Origin of the sequence: Thalassospira marina, from assembly GCF_002844375.1 — a bacterium.
GTDB classification, from domain to species: Bacteria; Pseudomonadota; Alphaproteobacteria; order Rhodospirillales; family Thalassospiraceae; genus Thalassospira; species Thalassospira marina.
In genome coordinates, this window is record NZ_CP024199.1 from 4,220,659 (window position 1) to 4,245,459 (window position 24,801).

A 24,801-nucleotide genomic window follows, 5' to 3' on the forward strand; every position below is an offset into this window, starting at 1 on the left:
ATATCGCTACCATTACGTTGCTGTTTCACGCGAATGGGGATGGGATATTCGTGAGACTGTTTGCCCGATTGGACTTTCTGAACCTCAGACAACGACCATCGGATTTCGGCGGCTTGCATGCAAATGACTGCACCCCGAATAAAGGCGCATATTGCCCGGACACCATCCTGCCCCGCCCCAAACGCCACCACGTTTCTTTCACCCTGGCGGTGCTTTTCGCCCTGACCTTCCTGTTTCCGGCATCCGGTCCGGTGCTTGCCGCCCCTGTTGAACTGGCCGATGCCGTTGTGACGGAAGGCGATAACAATAGCGCGCCCAATACAGGCGCCCCAGATACCACATCATCAGATGAGCACACCTCGGCAGCCCAGAGCGCAAAATCGCAATCGGGTACCCCTAAGCCATCCGATACGGCCCCAACCAATCCGGCCCCGATGCAGGATTCGCAAAATGGCAGTGCGGATGGCACCAAAGCCGACCCCGCCGCCAGCCCGAACAAGCCCCGCAAAATCGAACTGGTCACCACCGAATGGCCGCCCTATTCCGGCGAAGATCTGACCGATTTCGGACTGAGCAGCAGCACGATAAGCGCCACCTTTGCCGCCGCTGATATCGAGACCCACATCACCGTTTTGCCCTGGCGGCGGGCCCTGCAGGCCTTTCACACCGATCCCGATATTGATGGCGTTTTCCCGGTTTATAAGGACCGCGAAAATATCGACGATGTCCTGCTTTCCGCCCCGATCAGTTTCAGCCCGGTGGGTTTTGTCGTTTATCACAACCAGTTATTTGACTGGAAAACCCTGAACGATTTACAGGACATGTCTATTGGCGTGGTTGCCGGATATGCCAACACCTCCGCCTTTGATTTCATGGTCGCCACGGGCAAATTGCGCACTGTCGAAGCCAATGATGATTTAACCCTGCTGCGCCTGTTGCGCACCGGCCGGGTGGATGTTGCCGTCATGGACAAGCTGGTGATGGAATATCTGCTCGACAGTTACCGGGAATTCCACCAGGTCATTCCATCCTACCGGTTTCACGAAACGGCGCTGGCCAATAAGGGGTTATATATCGCGTTCAAAAACACCGCCGAAGGGGCCAATCTGCGCCAGATTTTCAATTACGAACTGGGCCTTGCCAGTTGCGATAACGGCCATGAATGCGTCAGCCGATAGGGTTTATCCTGTTAATTATCTGCCTTCCTGCTTGCAACATATTTACATATAGATGTATCTATTTATCTCTATATTGAATTAATTGCAGTTTCCGACGTGAACAAAAAACGGGGCCGCCTTCCGGCACCCCCGTTTCCTAAAATCATCTATTCCGGTATGACGCGGCTTTAGGCATCAGGCAAACTTGCCCTCATGCCATGCCCGCGTGCCCTGCAGTTTTACAGGCCAAGAATATCCTGCATGGAATACAGGCCTGCTTCCTTGCCATAGGCCCATTTCGCCGCACGAACCGCACCCTTGGCAAATACCTCGCGCGAGGATGCCTTGTGCGTGATTTCGATGCGTTCGCCATCGCAGGCAAAAATAACGGTGTGATCGCCAACCACATCGCCGCCGCGCAGGGTGGCAAAGCCGATTGCCCCGTCTTCGCGTGCGCCGGTATGGCCATCGCGGGATCGTACGGCAACATCCTCAAGCGCAACACCACGCCCGCGTGCCGCCGCCTCGCCCAGGCCCAAAGCGGTGCCGGACGGTGCATCAACCTTGTGCTTGTGATGCATTTCCACAATTTCGATATCGGCCGTGTCCTTATCAAGGATCGCAGCAACCTTCTCGACCAGCGCAAAGGCGAGATTGACGCCGACACTCATATTCGGGGCAAAAACGATTGCGGTTTTTTCGGCAGCCTTTTTCAACCCTTCTTTCTGGTCGGCAGACAGGCCCGTGGTGCCGATCACCAGCACCGTTCCAGTTTCGGCGGCCAGTTCGGCATGCTTCATGGTTGCAGCCGGGGCGGTAAAGTCGATGACCGCATCAACTTCATTAAACAGGGCCTTGGGGTCATCACCGATGGCAATGCCGGCTTCTTCCAGCCCGGCGATCAGCGCGACATCTTTGCCAACAAAGGCCCCACCGGGAAGGTCGGTACCCCCGCCAATTTCGCAGCCACTGGTTTTGGACGTTTCCACCACCAGCATCCGTCCCATACGTCCGGCACAGCCGACGATTCCGATTTTCATTTTTGGCCTCCTGCAGGCAAATCCGTTCATATGCCATTTGCTTTAGCACATCGTGCCAGCCGATGAAACGACGGGAACCGCGCAGAAACATGAAGAAACATGTGGAAAACCGCAAATATCACCCTGAAAAAAAGGGGCGATGCCCGCGCATCCCCCCTTACATTCCAATTGGGCGGATATACCGGTTCACTAACCGATATGCCCCGCCATCATATCAGTCACACCTGATCAATGATGGTCCGCCGCCGGGGCGGCTTTGGCTGCTTCCCAGACGCCATCAAGTTCGGCAACAGTTTGCGCCGAAAGCTCGACACCCGATGCCGCAATGTTTTCCTGCAAATGGGCAACCGATGACGTGCCGGGAATCAGCAGGATATTGGGCGAACGTTGCAGCAGCCAGGCCAGTGCAACCTGCATCGGCGTCAGTTCAAGGCGCGCGGCAATATCTGACAGAATCTGTGATTGCAGCGGTGAAAAACCACCCAGCGGGAAGAACGGCACATAGGCGATGTTCTGTTTTGCCAGATCATCGATCATCGCATCATCATGGCGATGCGCCAGATTATACTGGTTCTGCACGCATACAATGTCGGTGATGCCCATGCCTTCGCGAATTTGTGTCGGGGTAACATTGCTAAGCCCCAAATGGCGAATCAGGCCCTGCTTTTTAAGGTCTGCCAAAACCGAAAGCGGTTCGGCGATTGATCCTTCTGCCGGACCATGAATGCCATGCATGCTACGGAAATTGACAACCTCCAGGCAATCCAGGCCCAGATTGCGCAAATTGTCATGCACTGCCTGGGTCAGTTCGGCTGGCGACATGGCAGGCAACCACGCACCGGTTTCATCGCGCCGCGCCGAAATTTTGGTCACGATCAGCAAATCATCCTGATAGGGGTGCAAGGCCTTGCGAATGATCTGGTTGGTAACGTGCGGGCCATAAAAATCGCTGGTGTCGATATGGTTGATGCCCGCTTCCATGGCGGCATGCAAAACCTGTTCTGCCGCCTTGGGGTCACGCGGCGGGCCAAACACACCGGGCCCGGCAAGCTGCATGGCACCATAACCCATGCGCTTTACCGTATGGCCGGCAAATTCAAACGTTCCTGATTTATCGATGATGGACATTGGAAATCTCCTTTCTGGCTGACCCAAAGCTAATGCTTGCAACACTGATCGACAATTGGGCACAATCTGAACAGCTTGTACGGGATTACGCACAATGGATATTGATCTTGGTGATCTGAATGCCTTTCTGACGGTTGCACGCGCGGGTGGTTTTCGCGAGGGGGCACGCCTGAGTGGCGGCAGCGCATCTGCGCTTAGCGATGCGATTCGCCGCCTTGAAACACGCCTTGGGGTGCGCCTGTTTAACCGCACCACACGCAGCGTCGCCCTGACCGCGGCGGGCAATGGCCTGTTAGCCCGGCTGGAACCGGCATTGGGCGAAGTTGCCAATGCCCTGGATGTGGTAAATGGCTATCGCGACCGCCCGGCAGGCACCTTGCGGCTGAATATTCCCGTCAGTGCGGCGCGCCTGGCCCTGCCCGAAATCATCCCGGCCTTTCTGGCGAAATATCCCGAAATCCTGCTGGAAATCATTACCGAAGAAAGCTTTGTCGATTTAATGGCGGAAGGCTGCGATGCCGGGATCCGCTATGACGAACGCCTGGAACAGGACATGATCGCCATTCCCATCGGCCCACGAAAACAGCGATTCGCAGCAGCTGCCTCGCCCGATTATCTTGCACGTAATGGAACGCCCCAACACCCGCAGGATTTGCTTGATCACCCCTGCATTCGCGGGCGTTTTGCCAGCGGTGCCATGTTCCCGTGGGAATTTGAAAAAGATGACCAAACCCTGGAAGTTGCCGTTAAAGGCCCGTTTATCATGCGTCCGGGTGGCGGCACCGACCTTGCCGTGGATGTCGCCAAAGGCGGCATTGGCATCATCTATCTGTTTGAAGACTGGCTGACGCCCTTTTTCAAAGATGGCTCGCTGGTGCCAATTCTTGAAGAATGGTGGCCATCTTTTCCCGGTCCCAAGCTTTATTATCCGGGACGCAGGCTGGTCCCCTCGCCCTTACGGGCATTTATCGATTTCGTCCGTGCCTGGCCGCTACAAAAATAGCATTCCGACCATTGCCTGCCTGGCTGTTTGCGCACACGTCCCGGCCCGCACCAACACCAGGCTTTCGCAACGGTGCCTAGGCAGTTTTGCTGCCTTCATGGCTAACATTTTCTGCTGCTGCTTCACCATCATCGCGGATATGCCCAAACCGACGGGCTTCTTCCGGGTAGTCCTGCAGGCGATGGTCAAAATCAGCCGCAATATCGGCCAGTGTAATGGCGGCAAAGCGATCCAGCATCATGGTTCGCGCCAGATCAAGCGTGTCATCTATCGCGTCATTCACCGCCTGTTCAACCAGGCAGCTTGGCTGTTCATCGGCATTGCCAATGGCAAACAGGGGCGGTTCACCCAGCGCGTTATAAATATCGCGCAAGGTAATATCGGCTAGGTCGCGCGCCAGTTGCCAACCACCGCCATGGCCCTTTTCCGATGACACCAGACCGGACTTTTTAAGCCCGCCCAATGTCCGGCGCACCACAACCGGGTTGGTGCGCAACATCATGGCGATCTCATCGGATGTGGCGTGGCGGCGGTGCCGGTCCAAATGAATCATCACATGTAACACCCGTGACAGCCGGTGATCCTGTCTCATTGCATTCTCCTGTTCGCGTGATGCAGCTATAGCAAATTCACCACCACGTAACAAATAAAGTTACAAATTTCTTGACCCTCTATCACCTTCCGTGTTTATGAAACTTCATAAGTTACGTAAACACGGATCGAAAATGGTGGTCCTACCACCGGATGGAAGGAAATCCCATGCAACACGATTTTGATACGATCATCATTGGCGGCAGCTTTGCGGGAATGTCCGCTGCCCTGCAACTGGCGCGTGCCCGCCAGAAAGTCCTGGTGCTGGATGGCAATGTGCGCCGTAACCGTTTTGCCCGCCATTCCCACGGCTTTCTGGGGCATGATGGCTCCAGCCCCGATGACATCATCGCCATTTCGCGCGCCCAGCTTTTGAAATATCCAACGCTAAGCTGGGAAAATACCCTGGCCCAATCGGCCGAACGGATGGGCCGGCTGTTTAAGATCACCACCGAAGCCGGGCAAAGCCATGTTTCACGCACCCTCATTCTCGCAACCGGCGTGACCGATACCCTGCCAGACCTTCCCGGCCTGGCCGAACGCTGGGGCGACAGCGTTTTTCACTGCCCCTATTGCCATGGCTATGAAATGGATCAGCAACCGGTTGGTGTTCTGGCCAGTTCCGAACTCGCCATGCATCAGGCCCTGATGCTGCCTGACTGGGGGCCCACCACCTTTTTCCTCAATAACGCCTTTGACCCGACCGACATCCAGTTATCCCAGCTTGCCCGTCGCAAGGTGACACTGGAACGCACCCCCGTTGCCGAAATCACCGGGGACCGGACAAATGTGCGTCTGGTCGATGGTCGCGACATTCCCCTGGCCGGTTTGCTGATCCAAACCAGAACTGCCATCACATCAGCCATCCCCACCCAGCTTGGCTGTGCCTTTGCCGATGGTCCGCTTGGCCCCTTTGTGCAAACCGATGCGATGATGGAAACCACCATTCCCGGCGTTTTTGCCTGTGGCGATGCCATGATTGCGGCGGGTTCGGTCGGGCTGGCGGTTGGCAATGGCGTTCGGGCCGGGACAGCCACCCATCACTGCCTGATCTTCTGGGATGACGCCTGATTCCGGCGGTATTGCTCATAGGCATCCCGGCAGCCTGCATCACGACGGACAAAGCATCAAACCGCCACGCCCAAACCCGCAAAAGAAAACCCCCTGCAACATCGCTGCAGGGGGTTGAACCTTTTCAGGCGGCAAAGCCGGTTCCTTAATCCGTCAGGTCTTTCCAGATTTCTTTCATCTTGGAAAAGAAACCTTCGGATTCGGGGTGGCTGCCTTCTTCGCGCGAAATATCGTCAAATTCGCGCAACAGTTCCTTCTGCCGCTCGGACAGATGCACCGGCGTTTCCACGCTGACTTCGACAAACATGTCGCCGCGCGCCTGGGACCGCAGAACAGTCATGCCCTTGCCCCGCAGGCGCAATTGCTGGCCCGACTGTGTCCCGGCCGGGATATTGATGCGCGTCCGCGTCCCTTCGATGGTCGGCACCTCGATGGTGCCGCCAAGGGCTGCCTTGGTCATCGGAATCGGAATGCGGCAATGCAGGTTCGCCCCGTCACGCTGGAAGAAACGATGCGGCTGAATATCGAGGAAGATATACAGATCACCCGACGGTGCATTATGGGCACCGGCTTCGCCCTCGCCTGCAAGGCGGATGCGCGTGCCGTCTTCAACACCGGCAGGAATGGTAACCTGCAGGTTTTTCTGTTTTTCAACACGACCGGCACCGTGGCAAACCTTGCACGGGTTTTTAACGATCTTGCCCTGCCCATGACAGGACGGACAGGTACGTTCGATGGTGAAGAAACCCTGCTGGGCGCGCACCTTACCATGACCATTACAGGTCGGGCAGGTTACCGGCTGGGAGCCAGCCTCGGCACCGCTGCCATCACAGGCATCACACTGTACCGAACCGGGAATCGTGATTTCCGACTTTTTACCCTGGAAGGCATCTTCCAGCGAAATCGCCATGTTATAGCGCAGGTCGGCACCGCGATTGGGCGAACTGCCACGACGGCCGCCACCACCCATGGCACCAAAGATTTCGTCGAAAACGTCGGCAAAGCCGCCGCCGCCGAAACCACCAAAGCCACCGCCACCAAACGGACCGCCGCCACCTGCACCACCCTGTTCAAAGGCGGCATGACCAAACCGGTCATAGGCAGCGCGTTTATCCGCGTCCTTTAAGACGTCATAGGCTTCGCTGACTTCTTTGAATTTTGCTTCGGCAGCCGTATCGCCCGGGTTTTTATCGGGGTGATACTTCACTGCCATTTTACGATAGGCGCTCTTGAGCTCGGCTGCGCTGGCATCCTTGCTCACGCCCAAAAGCTCGTAATAATCCTGTTTCGCCATCCGTTACTCCGGAAATACGGGCGGGCCGTCCGCACTTTTCATAACATAAGATATGAGTGCTGAACGGCCCGTCACGAGTTACAGGGCGGCGTGCATGACGACCGCACCGGTCGTCTTACTTGTCTTTCTTGCTGTCGTCGACTTCTTCAAAGTCGGCATCGACAACACCATCGTCGGCCTTGCCTTCAGTAGAAGCACCCGCATCGCCAGCATCGCCTTCTTCGGCCTGCTGCGCCTGATACATGGCTTCGCCAAGCTTCATCGAAGCCTGCTGCAATTCATTGACCTTGGCGTTGATGGCATCTGCATCTTCACCGTCCTTGGCTTCCTTCAGGGCTGCCAGGGCATCTTCGATCATGGACTTGGTGTTGGCATCAACCTTGTCACCATGTTCGGCGATGTTCTTTTCGGTCGAATGAATGATGGCTTCGGCCTGGTTGCGGGCTTCGACCAGTGCCTTGCGCTTTTTATCGCCTTCGGCATTGGATTCCGCATCCTTGACCATCTTTTCGATTTCGTCATCCGACAGACCACCAGATGCCTGGATACGGATCTGCTGTTCCTTGTTGGTTGCCTTGTCCTTGGCCGAAACATTGACGATACCGTTGGCGTCGATGTCAAAGGTGACTTCGATCTGCGGTACGCCGCGCGGCGCGGTCGGCAGGCCAACCAGGTCAAACTGACCCAGCATCTTGTTGTCTGCAGCCATTTCGCGTTCACCCTGGAACACGCGGATGGTTACAGCGGTCTGGTTGTCTTCCGCGGTCGAGAAAGTCTGCGACTTGCGGGTCGGGATGGTGGTGTTACGGTCGATCAGACGGGTGAACACACCGCCAAGGGTTTCAATACCCAGCGACAGCGGGGTCACGTCGAGCAGCAGAACGTCTTTGACGTCACCCTGCAAGACACCACCCTGAATCGCGGCACCAAGGGCCACAACTTCGTCCGGGTTCACACCCTTATGCGGTTCACGACCAAAGAATTCCTTAACGCGTTCCTGGACCTTCGGCATACGGGTCATGCCGCCAACCAGGATAACGTCGTCAATTTCGCCAGCAGAAATACCGGCATCCTTCAGCGCTGCCTTACAGGGCGTAATGGTGCGTTCGATCAGATCGCCCACCAGTGCTTCAAGCTTCGCACGGCTGAGTTTGACATTCAGGTGCTTCGGACCGGACTGGTCAGCAGTGATGAACGGCAGGTTCACTTCGGTCTGCATCGAAGACGACAGTTCGATCTTGGCTTTTTCAGCAGCCTCTTTCAGGCGCTGCAGGGCCAGACGGTCCTTGCGAAGGTCGATCTGCTGTTCTTTTTTGAACTCGTCAGCAAGGTAATCAATGATCTGTTTGTCAAAGTCTTCACCACCAAGGAAGGTATCGCCATTGGTCGATTTGACTTCAAAAACGCCGTCGCCGATTTCAAGAACCGACACGTCAAAGGTACCACCGCCAAGGTCATAAACAACAACGGTGCCGCCGTCTTTTTTGTCCAGGCCATAAGCCAGGGCAGCAGCGGTCGGTTCGTTGATGATACGTTTGACTTCAAGACCGGCAATTTTACCGGCATCCTTGGTTGCCTGACGCTGCGAATCGTTGAAATAGGCCGGAACGGTAATAACCGCTTCGGTTACCGGCTCACCCAGATGGGCTTCGGCAGTTTCTTTCATCTTCTGCAGGATCATTGCGGAAATCTGGCTCGGGGCCATTTTCTCGCCATTGACTTCAACCCATGCGTCGCCGTTTTCACCGCCAACGATTTTGTACGGGACGAGGTCTTTATCTTTTTCGACTTCCGGGTCACCCATGCGGCGGCCGATCAGGCGCTTGATCGCAAACAGGGTGTTTTCCGGGTTGGTCACGGCCTGGCGTTTCGCCGGCTGACCGACAAGGCGTTCGCCGTCATTGGTAAAGGCCACCATCGACGGGGTGGTGCGTGCACCTTCACTGTTTTCGATAACCCGGCCTTCCTTACCATCCATCACTGCAACGCAGGAGTTGGTGGTGCCAAGGTCAATACCGATAATCTTGCCCATAATTCGTTCCTCTTTTAGCGGCCGGCCCGTCCCGCAGCCTTCGCCTTGAAGCGCCGCGCAGGACCTCCTGGGACCAATTGGTTGTAATAACGTGTAATCACGGGGCAATCACCCCGCGCACCTATATATGAAAGTCAAAACAAAGTCGCAAGCCGTCAAAATGGGGATTTTTGACGGTTTTTTCATCACAAACTGCCCCGGGACGGCCACAACTTGTCACAAAGTCGCATTCCGCCGGGGCATTTTCCGCCATCAGGGGCAGAAAAACACCTTTTTTCCATGCTGCACGGCCAAAAGCCGTTTGCCTGCCAAATCCTATGCCGGCAGGCCATTCCGGCAGATCAGGAGCTTCTCCCGCAGGGTTTGTGCCAGTTCCTGTTTCGCCTCCTCGCCCAGAAAAGGTGCAATCTCAACCTCGCGCCCATGGCTTCGCAAAACCAGCATATGGCGGGTTTCATCAAGCGGCTTTAACACCACCTGCAGCCAGTAGGTCTGAAAGTCGAACTCCTCGCGCTTGCCGCGCGCCGAAATCCGTGTCAGCCGCAAAACGCTGCGCCGCAATTCAATAATTTCACCGCAGCGCGCCGCTTCGAAGTTCAAATGGAACGCAAAAGACAAAAGCGCAACATCCACCCCCATAAAACCGGCAATCGGCCAGGCCCCCATCGACCAGAACAAAAACCCCAGCGATGTCGTCACCCCGCCCACACATAAGACAAGCCTGCGCGCGCCACGCCGTGTCAGCGAGCGCTGCGGATGCAGGTCTGTTTTAAAAACCGGTTTTTCGGTTCGTGGCAATCTTGGCATTGCATCATTTCCTGCGCCCGCATATCCGCTTCCCTGCCAATCTTGCCGTCAGCTTCTCGACCAGCCATCAAACCATCACCTCACGGTATGAAATGATGCGATATAGTACGACGCGGGGTTTATCGCGGTTACGGGGCGCAATTTTCATCCTGCCCAAATGGGCAAATCTGCATTGGCTTGCGCTTCACGCTGGCATGGACCATTGCAAAGGCACTGGCCCGTTCCAAAACCCATGATGCAGTGAATTCTGGAATCACTCCAGTCTGATCGCAAACAAAAATCGACCTTGCCCTTTGTCGGGCCTATAAATGATCGATAAAACAAAAGGCCGCCCGCACACGGCCAATCGCGCGCCCCAAAACAAAAAGCAGAGATCCCGATGTCCCGCCCGATGAGCAAAGCCGCCATAGAAGAATTCTTCCAGCGCCTGTCAGATGCCGACCCGGAACCGAAAGGCGAGCTGGATTACACCAATGTTTACACATTGCTGGTTGCCGTGGCCCTGTCCGCACAGGCGACCGATGTCGGGGTCAACAAGGCAACCAAAAAGCTGTTTGAAATTGTCGCCACCCCGCAGGATATGCTTGATCTTGGCGAAGAAGCCCTGATCAGCCATGTCCGCACCATCGGCCTTTATCGCGGCAAGGCCAAAAACATCATGGCGGCGGCGCAAATACTGGTCGATAAACATAATGGCGTCGTACCCAACGACCAGGAAGCACTGGAAGAATTGCCCGGCGTTGGCCGCAAAACCGCAAATGTGGTGCGCAATATTGCCTTTGGCGAACCCACCATCGCGGTCGATACCCATATCTTCCGGCTTGGCAACCGTACGGGCATGGCCAAGGGCACAACCCCGCTTGCCGTTGAAAAGGCCCTGCAAAAGAAAATACCGACAAAATTTATCCAGCATTCCCATCACTGGATGATCCTGCATGGCCGTTATATCTGCAAGGCGCGCACCCCACGCTGCCCGGACTGCATTGTCGCCGATCTGTGCAATTTCAAAGACAAAACACCCGCCGCGGAATAACCGGGCGGGTGCCTTGCAAACCATCGGGGACAAACCCCAAAGGACATATCGGATCGTTTAGTATCCGGGGCCATCAGGCAGCCCCGAAACCCGCATTAAAAAACCGCGTCAAACGATGCCGGTGCCGGGCTGATCATTTTTGCCCCGCTGCGCGAAATCTGCATCACGGCATAGCCACGCTGGGTGCGGCCATCGGCATTCAGGCGGAAAACACCATCAATGCCCGAAAAACCGGTCACATTCGTTAAGCCATCCATCGTAATGCCCTGATCTGACCCGGCCAACACGGCCGCCAGTGCCGCACTGTCATAGGCCAGGCTGGCAATACGCGGCGGTTCCGAGCCAAATGTACGTTTATAGCGCGACGAAAACGCCTGCCAGTTGCCCGGTTCCGGGGCAGCAAAAATACCACCATTCAGGGCTGGTTCGGCAAACAGGCTCGAATCATTCCAGCCAAACGTCCCGATATATTGCACATTGTTCGGATCAACATCGAAATAGGCCAGCAGGGCCGAAACCTGGCGCAGGTCCCCGCCCGTGGTCGGCAGAATCAGGGCGTTGAAATCCGGGTCGCCCAGGGTATCAAGCCCGGCCAGACGTTGCAGGGCACGCTGGGACGCGCTGGAACCATCGGCTTCTAGCTGGGCCTTGCGCGCAACCAGGGCCGCATGGCGCTGGTTATATTCGGCAAAATCCTTCACCGTCTGTTCCATGGCATCGCTGCCGGGCTGGTAAAACGATACCTGGCCCAAACGCCCGCCCGCCTCGGTCACGATACGGTCCAGCGACGATGAAATCTGCCGGCCATATTCGTTTTGCGGCAGCAGGGCGGCAAAGCTGTATTTGCCCTGGCTGACGGCATAGGTTGCCGCGCGTTTGATCTGATCTTCCGGCGACAGGCCATTCACCCAAACGCCGGGTTCGGCCGCGCGGATATTGTTGGAAAAGGATAAGACCGGCACATGGGCCTGTTTGGCAACTTCGCCAGCCCCATTGACCGAGTCAGAAAATAACGGCCCCAAAATCAGCTTGGCACCGGCATTGATCGCCTTTTGCGCCGCCAGTCGCCCGCCTTCATAGCTGGCTTCGGTATCAATCGGCATCAGGACGAAATCATCTGCCGCAGCGTCAAACAGGGCCAGTTCGGCGGCATGGCGCATCGCCCGGCCCAAATCCCCATGCGGGCCCGACAATGGCAGCAGCAATGCCACACGTTTATCCGTGGTGGCGGCTTCATCATTATAAATGCCTGACAGCACCTGCCCGTCGCCGGGCATGCCATCAAACGGGCTGGGTTCACCAATCAGGCCCTGGTTGGGCGCACGCGTGGCCGCATCCGGGCCATTATTGGTGACAACCGGCGCTAGCTCACGATCTGATTCCGTGTTAGTCAGGTCCGTACTGCACGCGCCCAGCCCCAGCGAAAGGACCAACACAGATGCCGTCCGGCACGCAAACCGGCGCCACGCCGAATTCCCGTTCCTCGTCGCAGACGGATGAAGTTTCGGAAAACCCACTCTCTTCACCTCCCAATGGCGTTATTTCTTCGCAGGGTAATGCGGGCGATCCGGCAAGTAAACCGGATCAAACAGGGAATGACAAAACCCTGCCATTATCGGCCGGGCTCTACTTGGTTGCTACTCCAATTGGAAATTTGGGCGATATTACGTTTCGTGCGGTCGATATCCTTAAACGGGCCGAAATTATTTTGTGCGAGGACACCCGCACATCGGGCAAGCTTTTGTCACGTTTCGGCATAAAGACCAAACGTATTGCCTATCACGAACATAACGCCGAAAAAATGCGCCCGGAAATCATGGACCGGCTGGGCAAAGGGCAGGCTATTGCCCTGATTTCCGATGCCGGAACCCCGCTGATCAATGATCCCGGATACAAACTGGTGCGTGACTGTCAGACGACAGGCTTTACCGTAACGACGGCCCCCGGTGCTTGTTCCCCGATTGTCGCGCTGATTTTGTCGGGTCTGCCCAGCGACCATTTCTTCTATGCCGGTTTTCTGCCACCCAAATCGATGGCCCGGCAAAAGGAACTGACCCGCTTTGCCCCGATCCCCGGTTCGCTGATCTTTCTTGAAAGCCCCAAACGGCTTGCCGCGTCGCTGCGCGACATGGCCGATTGCCTGGGGGCAAGCCGCCCTGCTGCCGTCGCCCGCGAACTGACCAAACTGTTCGAAGAAATCCGCCCCGGCACCCTTGGCGATCTCGCCAGCCACTATGACGAGGCCGGCGCACCCAAAGGCGAGGTCGTCATTGTGGTTGGCCCGGCCCCCGCGGGTTCGGACGAACCCTCGGCCGAGGATATCGATACCCGCCTGCGCGAGCTTTTGCAAAACCACCGCACCAAGGAAGCTGCCGATATTCTGGCGCGCGAAACCGGCCTTAAAAAACGCGACCTTTACAACCGTGCCCTGGAACTGGGCCAACAGGACCAGGATAAATAACCATCATGGGGAAGCCACCCAAAGGCCCCACCCCACAATCCCGGCCCGGTGAACCCGACGATGATTTTCGGCAAAACCGGGCCAATGCGCATTCCGTATTGCCCGGTTCACCCAACCATCCGCACAAGCCCACACACCAACCAAGCCAGCCCCGCATCCGCGCGGAAAAATCCGGCCGCCATGCCGAAAGCCTGTGTTGCCTGTGGTTGGGGATAAAAGGATACCGCATTCTTGCCCGGCGTTATCGCGGGCCGGGCGGCGAAATTGATATCATTGCGCGCAAAGGCAATGTCCTTGTCGCAATCGAGGTCAAATATCGCAAAAACAGCGCCGATGCCCTGTTTGCCATTACACCCCGCCAGCAGGCCCGCATCGCCCAAAGCCTGCAGGCCTTTGCCGCGCGGAACAGCCATGATGGCGACTTGCGTATGGATGTCATGACGGTGGGCAACTGGTGGCGCCTCCACCATCACATCAATGTGTGGATGGGATAGGTCGCCTGACCTTGTCACCACAATGTCACCACGGTTCCGCTTCGGCAATTACCCCCAAAAAAACAAAGGCCGGACGCACATCGCCCGGCCCGTTTGAATTTGCCCAAACCGGCATTTGCCTGCCCGCCAATTCCCGCCAATTACGGATGCATCTTTGCCCCTTTGGTGATTTTATCGGCCACACGCTTTTCCGCCCGCAGGGCAATGCCTACCACTTTGGCGTCATCGGGCGCAAACTGGCCAAAAACCTCGCGATTGGCGGCATCATGGCCGGTGGCAAACATTTCCTCGATATAAAGGGATGCGGGCACACCGCGCTCGATAATGCGATTATGGATTTTGCCCATCGTCGCCTGGTCGGCTGCCAGCACGATGGCGGGCTGTACTGACATGGGATTGTATTTATTGCCATTGCGGTCCACATAATCATCACCGATGATTTCGGGGAACTTCGCGATAATGCCGCTCATCAAAAAGGCGGTCACATTCAGGGATTGCCAGCTTTCCAGGTCATTTCGCAATATGATGGCAACTTTGGTATCAAACATGAACGTCGTATTCCGCATGAAAGGTGAAAGGGGAAAAGGATGACCACGCTTTTAACCTCCCCCGATACCGGCGGTATTGAACGTTTGTGCAACCAGACCGTCCGAGAACGGTTTTTGACCGCACCGGCCCTGCCCGGCATTGAACGGATCGAAGCCCAGTTTTACGGCGACATGTTCGCCCCCCACCGCCACGATACCTATGCGCTGGGTGTAACCCTGCATGGGGTGCAAACATTTTCGTATCGGGGTGCCAGGCAATTCAGCCAGCCGGGCAATATCATCGTCCTGCATCCCGATGAAACCCATGATGGCGGTGCCGGGACCGAGGCCGGTTTGCGCTATCGTATGCTCTATCTCGACCCGGCCCTGTTATGGCGCGGTCTGGGCGAAAATGCCCCCAGCCTGCCCTTTGTCGCCCAGCCGGTTTTTTCTGACGCCGCCCTGTCTGCCACCCTTCTGGAAATGCTGGCCCATCTTGACAGCAATTTTGATGAATTGCTGATCGACCAGTTTGTCTGCTCGGTCGCAGAAGGGCTGTCACGCCACGCCAAACAGCCGATTCGCCGCAGCAAAAAGCTCGCTTTTCCCCGACTGGAACGCGCCCGCGAATTTCTGGAAGCAAACACCGCCGAAACCATCAATTCCACCGATCTGGAAGATGTCACCGGGTTGGACCGCTATACATTGATCCGGCAATTCAAGGCCTGTTACGCCACCACACCGCACCGCTTTTTGGTGATGCGCCGCCTGCAGCAGGCCAAAACCCTGATTGCGCAGGGCGAACCCCTTGCCGGGATTGCCGCCGATACCGGCTTTGCCGATCAAAGCCACCTTAACCGCCATTTCAAACAGGCCTTTGGCATTACGCCGGGCCGCTGGGCCGAAATGATCCGCCCGCACCAGCTTTTCCCCGCGCAATAACAGCCTTCAAACCGGAACTGCACACACCCGGTGCCAATAAAAAACCGGCAGATCGATCCACAATCTGCCGGTTTTCAAAATCAATAAAGGTCCTGGTTGCTATGTATCAACCCTGGCGATACCCGCCCTGGCGTTCAAACATCCAGCCGGGATATTCCGCTGGCAGGGCGCTCACGGCATTAAGGGCCTCAAGGTCCGCACCGGTCAGTTTGATGCCGGTTGCCTTGATATTATCTTCAAGCTGTTCGGTGCGTTTGGCACCCACAATCACGCTGGTTACCGCCTGCTGATGCAAAAGCCAGGCAAGCGCGATCTGGGCGACACTGCATTCATGGGCCTTTGCCACCACGCGCATCGCATCGATGCAGTCATAGGCGCGATCACGGTTTACCGGCGGGAAGTCAAAGCTGGCCCGGCGGCCATCGCCATCGGTTTCGTTATTGCGGTCATATTTGCCACTTAACAGGCCACCTGCCAGCGGGCTCCAAACCATCAGACCAACATTTTCCGATTTCAGCATCGGCACGATTTCGCGTTCAAGGTCGCGCCCGGCCAGCGTGTAATAGGCCTGAAGCGAAGCAAACCGCGCCAGATTTTTACGTTCGGAAATTCCCAGCCCCTTGACGATCTGCCAGGCTGCCCAGTTGGAAACACCGATATAGCGGACATGTCCCTGCTTCACCAGGGTATCAAGCGCCTCGATGGTTTCCTCGATCGGGGTTTCGTTATCAAACCCGTGAATCTGGTAAAGGTCGATATGGTCAAGCTGCAGGCGCTTCAGGCTGCCTTTGACCTGATCCATAATGTGATAACGCGACGCCCCGGTGGAATTGACATTGCTGCCCATGCGGCCAAAAACCTTGGTCGCGATAGCAACTTCGTCGCGCGCAATGCCCAGATTTTTCAACGCCTGCCCGGTAATTTGTTCAGACAGCCCCTCGGAATAGATATTGGCGGTGTCGATGAAATTGATACCGGCATCAACGGCTGTTTTGACCAGATCATCGGCATCTTTTTGTGAAACCGAGCCGATTTTCTGCCACATCCCACCCTGACCACCAAATGTCATGGTGCCCAGGCACAGTTCCGAGACGAAAAGCCCTGTTTGACCAAGTTTGTTATATTTCAACGGTTCAGTCCTTTCTTGACGGGAAAGAAACAGGCACCGGCCCTGTATAAATTCTGTCACCGCACCCCAAAGGCAAAGGCCCTTTGGGAAACGTACGGGACAAGGCCGCCACAAAACAGCGACAAGCCGGTACTCACAACAAAATAACAGGCCAAAACATAACCCCATCCCCGGGGCTGGCAATGGGGCCAGGAGGATCAGGCAAGGATCGGATCGGATTATTTCATCGCCGCATTTCGCAGCATTTAACACCATGCTGCGTTCTGTGCCCGGTCACAGGCCGCAAAACCCGGCAAAACAGGCCGACACAATCACCGGCTATCCGTCAATGATCGCGCTTTTTTAAAACTCTTTAACATACCTGGCGCATAGTGGCTTTTGTAATGGGGCGGACAGGTAGTTCAATGACGTCTATTTCCAAACCGGGCAATCATCACGACCCGGGAAAAACGCATATCAGGCACAAAAGGGCGTTGCGGGTTTGCAGCGGCCTGTTTCTTGCGACCATCCTTCTGGCGACAGGGGGATGCACATCCCTTGTGGTGGGGGCCGGGGCCACGGCCGGGGTGGCAGCAATGCAGGAACGCGGGTTTAAAAACTCGGTCAGTGACAATGCGATTAATGCCAACCTTTGGCGCAAGTACCTAGAGGTCGACAAAAACATGTTTGTCGATATCGAAATCGAGGTTGTCGAAGGCGAAGTCCTGCTGGCAGGGCGGGTTCCCAGTGATGCGGTCGAAATGAAGGCCGTTGAAATCGCCTGGCAGACCGACGGGGTCAAACGTGTGATCAACCAATTGCAGGTCGGCAAGGAAATTGGCCTGGTTGATACGGCAAACGACCTTCTGATCAGCACCCGCATAAAAACCGCGCTGATGTTTGACAGCCGGGTTTATGCCATTAACTACAATATAGAAACCGTTGACGGCACCGTTTACCTGATGGGCATTGCCCAGAACAGGGACGAACTTGATCGGGTTATTTCGCATGTGCGCGCAACGAGTTATGTTAAAAGAGTCGTTAATTTCGTCCGCCTGAAGGACGATCCCACACGCAAGAGGACCTAGATATCGCAGGCGTCATCACCGATACGGACCGCCACAAAACGGCCCTGGAATGGCTGGCATCCTATGTTGCGGGTGAATACCCCGATGCAACCGCCGCCGAAGCCGCCCTGTATCTGGCCAGCCTTGACCGGCCCGAACGCGACATCGCACCCTATTTCGCCCGTCTGGATGATATCTGCGCCGATCTTGAACGCTCGATTGCCGATGCCACAGCATCAAATGGCACTCCGCCACGCGTGATGGACCTTGCAATAGCTCTGCAAAATGTCATTCCTGGCCATCATGGTTTTCAGGGGGACGAAGAAAATTACGACGATACCGAAAACGCCAATCTAATGTGCGTGATCGACCGCAAGCGCGGCCTGCCTGTTGCGCTGGCGTTGCTCTATCTGCATGCTGCGGCGCGCTGCGGGCTGGATATGACAGGCATCGATTTCCCCGGCCATTTCCTGTTGCGCCTTGAAGCCAGTGGCGAACGTGTCCTGATTGACCCTTTTCATAACGGCATTGTGCTGGGTGCGGCTGAACTGCGTGAATTACTGAAGGCGTTTCAGGGCCTGGATGCCGAATTACAGCCCGAACATTACCGCGAAGCAACCGACCAGACGATTTTGTTGCGCCTGCAAAACAATATCAAGGTTCGCGCACTGCGCAGTGGCGACCTTGCCTATGCCACCACCATTCTTGAACGCTGCCTGATCATCGCGCCCGACGAACCGGGCCTGTGGCACCAGGCTGGCACGCTGCATGCGCGCCTGAATAACGATGAAAAGGCCCTTGCCGCGTTTGAACAGTTCCTGAGACTAAATCACGACCCCCGCCACCAACAACGCATCAAAACCCTCGCCGCCGAATTGCGCGACAGGATTGCCGGTATTGAACCAGACGCAGCAAAACAGGGCGATGCCAAGGACACAGATGACACCGTCATCCCCTTTCACCCGCCCAAATCCTGCGGTTCGGATAATGCCAATGGCAGCAAACAACCTGCCCCGTCAGATGATCCATCGCCCGTCTGATAACACCGGCTTAGGGCGGATTGCACCAACCTATGGTTATTCGGCGTGATGACGCGCAAAGTGAAACGTGAATGCTTCACCTATTATCCAAAATGTATCACTGACTTTTCATGGCGCGTTTGAGCCTTAAATGCCTTTCTGCTTACGTGATGTACGCCAGCAGAAAGCAGAAACTTACCCCTTCAAAAATCAGCATGGCCTGAACCTGTTCGCCGCAATCAGGTTTCAGCGGCGCGGGCGGGGGCAAAACGCAGAGCAATCCAGAAGGAAAGTTGCGAAATGATGCCAGCAGCAGCCAGAACACTGGCAGCAGCAAGGGCAGGATTATCGCCCAACCCGGCCAATGCGGTGCATATGGCACCAATCGCCATTTGCGCACTGCCATAAAGCCCCGATGCCGAACCGATCACCTGTGGGTTAACGCTGATTGCCTCGGTGAGAGCAGCGGGTGATGCCGTACCAGCGCCCAGCGTGAAAAGAAACATCAGCCCGACCGCGGCAAACACCGATAAATGACCGCTTAGCACGACAGCCAGCAGACCAAACGCCGATGCCGCACTAACCAGATTGGCCACGACCAGCAAACGGCGCAAAGGGACATGACGGATCAATCGGCCCGCAAGAAGGCTGCCAAACCAGACACCAAGAATCAGCACCGCCAGATAAGGGCCAACTTCTTCGGTCGGACGGTTTAGCTGATGAACAAAAATAAAGGGGGCCGCCCCGATAAAGGCATACATCGCCGTCGTTGCGCAGCCACCCCCAATGGCATAACCCAGAAAAGAGGGCGAACGCAGCAGGCTGAAATAATTGCGCACAACAGCCAGCCCCGAACTGGCAACAGCATTGCCGCCAGTTTCAGGCAATAACCGCCAGGTCAGCACGATATTGACCACGCCCAGTACACACAGAAACACCAGCACGGAGCGCCAGCCAAGCTCGCCTGCCATCAACCCACCCAATAGCGGCGCAAAACCGGGACCAAGGGTAACCATTAAATTCATCAGGGCCAGTCGCCGGGTCGCCTCGGTCGGGACGCAGGTATCACGCACAATCGCACGGCCCAATACCAGCCCGGCACAGCCACCCAGCGCCTGAAACAGGCGGGCGGCAATCAGCCAGTTTACCTCGGGGGCCAATACGGCGCCGACACCGGCAATTGTATATAGCGACAGGCCAAACATTAATGTTGGCCGCCGTCCGAAACGATCGGATATCGGCCCGTATAACAACTGCCCGACAGCAAGCCCCAATATATAGATGCTGATGGTTAACTGCATGGCACCAGGTGCCGCATTCAACCCGGTTGCCGCCAAGGGCAATGCCGGCACAAAGATATGCATAGCCAGCGTGCCACTAAAGGTGACCAGCGCCAGCAACCATAACGGGGCAGCAATTTTGCCAACCGGGCCAGACGTTGCCGGGGACGCAGAAGCCATATTCGCCTGGCGGTTTAAGCCCCGACCAACCACGCCCGACGATGAACCGGATTTCGCGGGTTCGGCATTTTCAGATTGCTGGGCTGACACCTTGCCAGCGTTATGTTCCGCGGATACCTCGACGTTCGGCGCTACGAAATCGGGCAGACCATTTGCGTTATTGGCAATATCGGCCTGCCCCGCGCTACTGGCAGGACCATCAACCGGGTCAGCAAACGTTTCGCCGCCAGAATTGTCGCTGTTTTCGCGGTCAGGGGCACCCGTGCCGGTGGATAAAGGCGCAGATGATAATGGGGACATATCAGGATAATCCGTTTCGGGTCCGCTCGCTGACGACAGAGAGAACCCGCATAGTGGTTGCCATATCATCCAGGCTGATGCCCGCAAGAGCATGATCGCGCACATCTGCTGCGGCCTGTTCCACCCGCGCAACCATTTCCCGGCCAGCATCGGTCAGAACAATGGCCTTGGCGCGACGGTCCTGTTCTTCTTCCCGCCGCTCAATCAGGCCGTCCTTTTGCAAACAGTCCAAAAGCCGAACCACGGCAGATCCATCAAGCATCAGCGCTTCGGCAAGCTGTTTTTGCCGCAAGGGTTCGGGCGCACGGGATAAATGCACGAGAGGCAGCCAGGTCGCCTCGGTCAGGCCAAAGGGTTGCAGGCCCTGATCAACCGACCGGCGCCATTGCCGGGCGGCCTGCGCCAGCATCGGACCAAAGGCAGATTTGGGTGGATTTTGGGACATCGGTATCAACGATCACTTATTTAGATGATATATCATTTATTTTGATCAAAAGTAATGATATGTCAATGAAAGGCATATGTCTTGCGATTTATCGGTATATAATGACTTTTGAATGAACTTATTGTTGAAAAATTTAAGATTTTTTAAAAATATCTATTCACAAACAAACCGGTTTGCGTGGAATGAAAATGCACCGAATTCGGCGAAAACAGGGCGATTTTTTCGCATCAGAAACTCCCTAAACTGCTTATCCGGTATAAAAACGGCCAAAATTTGAACCGCGATTAGCAGGTGCCAGCGTGGCAGGCAGTGGACAACGAATGCGGACAAGGCCGGGCAACACCAGCGTTTCTGCGCCCTTTAAAACCGGCGAAATGGGCACCGTGGCCGAATTGCCACAGTGAAATCCCCACAGCGTCGGGCAGTAGATTAGTTTTGCTTGGGAAATTGTCCGAACGCATCGGCATCGTCTTTGCGCCTGAAAAACTGCATATGCAGTTCAAAATTCATTTTAAATTCGAGAAAACAACCGTCTGTGTAACGGTCGCAAAACTTGCGTGGCAGGAACGAACGATTATACTGCCGCCCAAATTGCCCGGCGATATTGCCGGCCCGTTACCCAACCAGCAGGAATCCCAAATGAGCGAACCCACCGTAGATGTCGTTGGAATCGGCAATGCCATTGTTGATGTTTTGACCCATTGCACCGAAGACGACCTTTCCCGTCTTGAACTGGTCAAAAACGCAATGACCCTGATTGATTCCGACCGTGCCGACGCCCTTTACGGTGAAATGGGCCCGGGCATTGAAATGTCGGGCGGTTCGGCAGGCAACACCATGGCCGGGATCGCCGCCCTTGGTGGCAAGGGGTCCTATATTGGCAAGGTCCGTGATGACCAGCTCGGCACCGTTTTTCGCCATGACATCCGCGCCATTGGCGTCAGCTTTGATACCGCTGCTGCAAGCGAAGGGTCATCGACCGCGCGCTGCCTGATTTTCGTCACACCGGACGGGCACCGCACCATGAATACCTTCCTTGGCGCCTGCACCGAACTGGGCCCGAATGATATTGATGCCGAGCTGATCAAATCAGCCAAGGTGACATATATGGAAGGCTATCTGTGGGACCGGGACGAAGCCAAGGAAGCCTTTGTCCTGGCAGCAAAGATCGCCCATGAAGCCGGTCGACAGGTATCGATCACGCTTTCTGATTCCTTCTGCGTTGATCGTCATCGTGAATCCTTCCGCGATCTGGTGCATAATCACGTCGACATTCTTTTTGCCAATGAAGACGAAATCAAATCGCTTTATGAAGTCGAAACCTTTGACGAGGCCCTGGCTGAAGTGCGCCGCCACTGCAAGGTCGCCGCACTGACCCGCAGCGAAAAGGGTTCGGTGATTGTTTCGGGCGATACGGTTATCGAAGTTGCTGCCGAACCGGTCAGCAAGGTTGTTGATACCACCGGTGCTGGCGACCTGTTTGCATCCGGATTCCTGTTTGGTTACACCCAGGGTTATGATCTGGCGACCTGCGGACGGCTGGGATCGATCTGTGCGGCTGAAATCATTTCCCATATGGGCGCACGCCCGGATGCCGACCTGAAAGTGCTGTGCAAGGACGCCATTCCGGCCTAAGCAATTGCGAATACAAAATTTCACGGGACAGCAACAATGGTGCTGTCCCGCAGAAACACGCCGTTAATAGACGCATGGCTGCCATTTCGCAGTTGCAAAGCATTGACAATCTGCGGCCAATAGCGCATGTACCCGGCGTCTGTGTTGTATTTTTAAAAAATCAAGCACTCTGGCATTTGCAAGGCAGGTGATGCGCCGCACGACCCGCGAGCAGCACTCCGCCTTCACCATATATATATCGTCCAATCTTGTTTCTGACCGATGCGGCGGCACGACCGGCGCGCGGCATGTTATACGGAGTCCGCGCCCATGAACTTGCGCAATATCGCCATTATCGCCCACGTTGACCACGGCAAGACGACCCTGGTTGACTCCATGTTCCGCCAATCCGGCGTTTACCGTGACAACCAGCGCGTTGATGAGCGCGCCATGGACAGCAACGACCTCGAACGTGAACGCGGCATTACCATTATGGCAAAGCCGACCGCCATCCAGTGGGGCGACACCCGCATCAACATCGTTGATACCCCGGGCCACGCCGACTTTGGTGGTGAAGTTGAACGTATTCTGTCCATGGTTGACGGCGTTGTTCTACTGGTTGACTCAGCCGAAGGCCCGATGCCGCAGACCAAATTCGTTCTGGGTAAAGCCCTGAAGCTGGGTCTGAAGCCGATCGTGATCATCAACAAGATCGACCGTCCGGACCAGCGCGCTGAAGAAGTACTCGATGAAATTTTCGACCTGTTCGTATCGCTTGAAGCCAACGAAGAACAGCTTGATTTCCCGGTTCTTTATGCATCGGGTCGTGATGGCTGGGCGGCTGAAAACCCCGAAGGTCCGAAAGAAAACCTGACCCCGCTGATGGATCTGGTTCTCGATTATGTTCCGGCCCCGAAAGCCGAAGTTGACGCACCGTTTGCCATGATCGCAACCATGCTGCATGCCGACAACTTCCTGGGTCGTATTCTGACCGGCCGTATCGCACAGGGCCGCGCCAAACTGAACATGCCTGTTAAGGTTCTGCGTGGTGATGGCACCGTTGAAACCGGCCGTCTGTCCAAACTGATGGGTTTCCGTGGTCTGGAACGTGTCCCGCAGGAAGAAGCCGAAGCGGGCGATATCATCGCGATTGCCGGCCTGACGGACGCCACCGTGGCAGACACCATTTGCGCATCCGAAGTCAAACTCGCGATTGCAAGCCAGCCGATTGATCCGCCCACGCTGGCAATGACCTTCTCGGTCAACAACTCGCCGCTGGCTGGCCAGGAAGGTGACAAGGTTACCTCGCGTATGATCCGTGCGCGTCTGGAACGCGAAGCCGAAGGCAACATCGCCATTAAAATTGCCGAAACCGAAGACAAGGATGCCTTCGAAGTTGCTGGCCGTGGTGAATTGCAGCTTGGCGTTCTGGTCGAAACCATGCGTCGTGAAGGCTTCGAGCTGTCGATCTCGCGTCCGCGCGTTCTGTTCAAGGAAGTTGACGGCGTTCTGTCCGAACCGTTTGAAGAAGTCCAGGTTGACGTGGACGAAGAATTTGCCGGTTCCGTCGTTGAGAAAATGAGCCTGCGCAAAGCCGAAATGACCGACATGCGGTCATCTGGTGGCGGCAAGACCCGTATTCTGTTTGTTGCCCCGTCGCGTGGCCTGATTGGCTATCACGGTGAATTCCTGACCGATACCCGCGGTACCGGCGTTATGAACCGCGTGTTCCATTCCTATGGTCCTGTTAAGGGCAGCATTGCTGGCCGCCGTAACGGTGCGCTGATCTCGAATGACCAGGGCGATGCTGTTGCCTATGCCATCTGGGGTCTGGAAGATCGCGGTATCATGTTTATCGAGCCGGGCGAACGTGTTTACCAGGGCATGGTCATTGGCGAACATAACCGTGACAACGACCTCGAAGTAAACATCCTCAAGGGCAAGAAGCTGACCAACGTTCGTGCATCGGGCAAGGATGATGCCATCCTGCTGACCCCGCCGCGCCGCATGAGCCTGGAAGAAGCCCTGTCTTACATCCAGGACGACGAACTGGTCGAAGTGACCCCGAAAAACATCCGCATTCGCAAGCTGCACCTTGATCCGAACGTGCGCAAACGCGAAAGCCGCAAGAAAGAATCTGAAAACGCATAATCCATTCGCGTTTTTAAATTCCGAGATAATCGAAAGGGCCGGTCACATGACTGGCCC

General features: G+C 55.9%; 22 protein-coding genes. 11 read left to right on the top strand and 11 right to left on the bottom strand.

The window, feature by feature from the left end; genetic code table 11:
* Positions 1–113 precede the first annotated feature (113 nt).
* The gene (locus CSC3H3_RS19170; RefSeq protein ID WP_101285871.1) at positions 114–1,178 is read left to right on the top strand and encodes a substrate-binding periplasmic protein; all 1,065 of its coding nucleotides are present in this window, start codon (positions 114–116) and stop codon (positions 1,176–1,178) included.
* 218 nt (positions 1,179–1,396) lie between these two features.
* On the opposite strand, the gene dapB is transcribed toward CSC3H3_RS19170, so the two are convergent.
* Both dapB and CSC3H3_RS19180 read right to left on the bottom strand, forming a co-directional pair.
* On the bottom strand, positions 1,397–2,197 hold the full coding sequence (gene dapB, locus CSC3H3_RS19175) for a 4-hydroxy-tetrahydrodipicolinate reductase (RefSeq protein ID WP_101285872.1): 801 nt from the start codon (positions 2,195–2,197) through the stop codon (positions 1,397–1,399).
* 228 nt (positions 2,198–2,425) lie between these two features.
* Positions 2,426–3,325 (bottom strand): aldo/keto reductase family oxidoreductase, encoded by a 900-nt coding sequence (locus CSC3H3_RS19180; RefSeq protein ID WP_101285873.1) that lies wholly within the window; start codon positions 3,323–3,325, stop codon positions 2,426–2,428.
* A gap of 94 nt (positions 3,326–3,419) precedes the next feature.
* Here CSC3H3_RS19180 and CSC3H3_RS19185 point away from each other — a divergent pair, with 94 nt between their 5' ends.
* A complete protein-coding gene (locus CSC3H3_RS19185) occupies positions 3,420–4,328 on the top strand; it encodes a LysR family transcriptional regulator (protein WP_101285874.1) in 909 nt (302 codons plus the stop codon).
* Between the two features lie 76 nt (positions 4,329–4,404).
* Here the strand turns inward: CSC3H3_RS19185 and CSC3H3_RS19190 are convergent, their stop codons facing one another.
* A complete protein-coding gene (locus tag CSC3H3_RS19190) occupies positions 4,405–4,920 on the bottom strand; it encodes an Rrf2 family transcriptional regulator (RefSeq protein ID WP_101285875.1) in 516 nt (171 codons plus the stop codon).
* Positions 4,921–5,087: 167 nt separating this feature from the next.
* Here CSC3H3_RS19190 and CSC3H3_RS19195 point away from each other — a divergent pair, with 167 nt between their 5' ends.
* Positions 5,088–5,990 (top strand): NAD(P)/FAD-dependent oxidoreductase, encoded by a 903-nt coding sequence (locus CSC3H3_RS19195; RefSeq protein ID WP_101285876.1) that lies wholly within the window; start codon positions 5,088–5,090, stop codon positions 5,988–5,990.
* Positions 5,991–6,135: 145 nt separating this feature from the next.
* Here the strand turns inward: CSC3H3_RS19195 and dnaJ are convergent, their stop codons facing one another.
* The 3 genes from dnaJ to CSC3H3_RS19210 all read right to left on the bottom strand — a co-directional run bounded on the left by dnaJ (position 6,136) and on the right by CSC3H3_RS19210 (position 10,123).
* The gene (gene dnaJ / locus CSC3H3_RS19200; protein WP_101285877.1) at positions 6,136–7,284 is read right to left on the bottom strand and encodes a molecular chaperone DnaJ; all 1,149 of its coding nucleotides are present in this window, start codon (positions 7,282–7,284) and stop codon (positions 6,136–6,138) included.
* 115 nt (positions 7,285–7,399) lie between these two features.
* The gene (gene dnaK / locus CSC3H3_RS19205; protein WP_101285878.1) at positions 7,400–9,316 is read right to left on the bottom strand and encodes a molecular chaperone DnaK; all 1,917 of its coding nucleotides are present in this window, start codon (positions 9,314–9,316) and stop codon (positions 7,400–7,402) included.
* A gap of 315 nt (positions 9,317–9,631) precedes the next feature.
* Positions 9,632–10,123, bottom strand: coding sequence for a DUF2244 domain-containing protein (locus CSC3H3_RS19210; RefSeq protein ID WP_101285879.1), 492 nt, complete (start codon positions 10,121–10,123; stop codon positions 9,632–9,634).
* A gap of 391 nt (positions 10,124–10,514) precedes the next feature.
* Here CSC3H3_RS19210 and nth point away from each other — a divergent pair, with 391 nt between their 5' ends.
* Entirely contained in the window at positions 10,515–11,156 is a 642-nt protein-coding gene (nth, locus tag CSC3H3_RS19215; RefSeq protein WP_101265596.1) for an endonuclease III, read from the top strand.
* Positions 11,157–11,251: 95 nt separating this feature from the next.
* On the opposite strand, the gene CSC3H3_RS19220 is transcribed toward nth, so the two are convergent.
* On the bottom strand, positions 11,252–12,592 hold the full coding sequence (locus tag CSC3H3_RS19220) for a penicillin-binding protein activator (RefSeq protein ID WP_245881188.1): 1,341 nt from the start codon (positions 12,590–12,592) through the stop codon (positions 11,252–11,254).
* Between the two features lie 2 nt (positions 12,593–12,594).
* Between CSC3H3_RS19220 and rsmI the strand changes: the two genes are divergently transcribed.
* Complete coding sequence (gene rsmI, locus CSC3H3_RS19225) at positions 12,595–13,617, top strand: 16S rRNA (cytidine(1402)-2'-O)-methyltransferase (protein ID WP_101286332.1); 1,023 nt, start codon at positions 12,595–12,597, stop codon at positions 13,615–13,617.
* 5 nt (positions 13,618–13,622) lie between these two features.
* Entirely contained in the window at positions 13,623–14,111 is a 489-nt protein-coding gene (locus tag CSC3H3_RS19230) for a YraN family protein (protein ID WP_101285881.1), read from the top strand.
* Positions 14,112–14,251: 140 nt separating this feature from the next.
* Here CSC3H3_RS19230 and CSC3H3_RS19235 read toward each other — a convergent pair whose 3' ends face one another.
* Positions 14,252–14,659, bottom strand: coding sequence for a DUF2000 family protein (locus CSC3H3_RS19235; RefSeq protein WP_101265192.1), 408 nt, complete (start codon positions 14,657–14,659; stop codon positions 14,252–14,254).
* A 39-nt stretch (positions 14,660–14,698) separates the two neighbouring features.
* On the opposite strand from CSC3H3_RS19235, the gene CSC3H3_RS19240 reads away from it, so the two are divergent.
* A complete protein-coding gene (locus tag CSC3H3_RS19240) occupies positions 14,699–15,580 on the top strand; it encodes an AraC family transcriptional regulator (protein WP_101285882.1) in 882 nt (293 codons plus the stop codon).
* A gap of 106 nt (positions 15,581–15,686) precedes the next feature.
* Here the strand turns inward: CSC3H3_RS19240 and CSC3H3_RS19245 are convergent, their stop codons facing one another.
* On the bottom strand, positions 15,687–16,709 hold the full coding sequence (locus tag CSC3H3_RS19245) for an aldo/keto reductase (RefSeq protein ID WP_101285883.1): 1,023 nt from the start codon (positions 16,707–16,709) through the stop codon (positions 15,687–15,689).
* 404 nt (positions 16,710–17,113) lie between these two features.
* Here CSC3H3_RS19245 and CSC3H3_RS19250 point away from each other — a divergent pair, with 404 nt between their 5' ends.
* Positions 17,114–17,776: a BON domain-containing protein gene (locus tag CSC3H3_RS19250; protein ID WP_101265197.1), complete on the top strand. Its 663-nt coding sequence runs from the start codon at positions 17,114–17,116 to the stop codon at positions 17,774–17,776.
* Between the two features lie 164 nt (positions 17,777–17,940).
* A complete protein-coding gene (locus CSC3H3_RS19255) occupies positions 17,941–18,795 on the top strand; it encodes a SirB1 family protein (RefSeq protein WP_245881395.1) in 855 nt (284 codons plus the stop codon).
* Positions 18,796–19,013: 218 nt separating this feature from the next.
* Here the strand turns inward: CSC3H3_RS19255 and CSC3H3_RS19260 are convergent, their stop codons facing one another.
* Both CSC3H3_RS19260 and CSC3H3_RS19265 read right to left on the bottom strand, forming a co-directional pair.
* Positions 19,014–20,534 (bottom strand): multidrug effflux MFS transporter, encoded by a 1,521-nt coding sequence (locus CSC3H3_RS19260; protein WP_245881189.1) that lies wholly within the window; start codon positions 20,532–20,534, stop codon positions 19,014–19,016.
* 1 nt (position 20,535) lies between these two features.
* Positions 20,536–20,979 (bottom strand): MarR family winged helix-turn-helix transcriptional regulator, encoded by a 444-nt coding sequence (locus CSC3H3_RS19265; protein ID WP_101265201.1) that lies wholly within the window; start codon positions 20,977–20,979, stop codon positions 20,536–20,538.
* A gap of 639 nt (positions 20,980–21,618) precedes the next feature.
* Between CSC3H3_RS19265 and CSC3H3_RS19270 the strand changes: the two genes are divergently transcribed.
* Together CSC3H3_RS19270 and typA are read left to right on the top strand one after the other, a co-directional pair.
* Positions 21,619–22,614 (top strand): adenosine kinase, encoded by a 996-nt coding sequence (locus CSC3H3_RS19270; RefSeq protein WP_101286334.1) that lies wholly within the window; start codon positions 21,619–21,621, stop codon positions 22,612–22,614.
* A 309-nt stretch (positions 22,615–22,923) separates the two neighbouring features.
* Entirely contained in the window at positions 22,924–24,744 is a 1,821-nt protein-coding gene (gene typA / locus CSC3H3_RS19275) for a translational GTPase TypA (protein ID WP_101265205.1), read from the top strand.
* Positions 24,745–24,801: the final 57 nt, after the last annotated feature.